The sequence below is a fragment of the Burkholderia sp. MSh2 genome (genome assembly GCF_000731655.1).
GTDB classification, from domain to species: domain Bacteria; phylum Pseudomonadota; class Gammaproteobacteria; order Burkholderiales; family Burkholderiaceae; genus Burkholderia; species Burkholderia paludis.
Window position 1 is genome coordinate 1 of sequence record NZ_JPGM01000161.1, and the last position, 518, is coordinate 518.

The 518-nt window shown below is 67.0% G+C and carries 1 protein-coding gene; it reads left to right on the top strand.

The window, feature by feature from the left end; genetic code table 11:
* On the top strand, nt 1-518 hold a 518-nt coding region (locus GQ57_RS43520), incomplete at both ends, for a hypothetical protein (RefSeq protein WP_034200633.1).

Consider the following 518-nt stretch of genomic DNA (forward strand, 5'->3'; position numbering starts at 1 on the left):
TCGGTCGACGAGAGGCCGGTCGACAGGGAGCCGATCGAGCTGGTGGCCGACGACAGGCCGGTCGACGTGGAGGTCGACAGCGAGGTGATCGAGCTGTTGGCCGACGAGAGGCCCGTCGAGGTCGAGGTCGACAGCGAGGTGATGGAGCTGTTCGCCGACGACAGGCCCGTCGACGTGGAAGTCGACAGCGACGTGACCGAGCTGTCGGTCGACGAGAGGCCGGTGGACAGCGAGCCGATCGAGCTGGTAGCCGACGAGAGGCCGGTCGACGTGGAGGTCGACAGCGACGTGACCGAGCTATCGGTCGACGACAGGCCGGTGGACAGCGAACCGATCGAGCTGGTGGCCGACGACAAGCCGGTCGAGGTCGACGTGGACAGCGACGTGATCGAGCTATTGGCCGACGAGAGGCCGGTCGACGTGGAAGTCGACAGCGAGGTTACCGAACTATCGGTCGACGAGAGGCCGGTCGACAGGGAGCCGATCGAGCTGGTGGCCGACGACAGGCCGGTCGACGT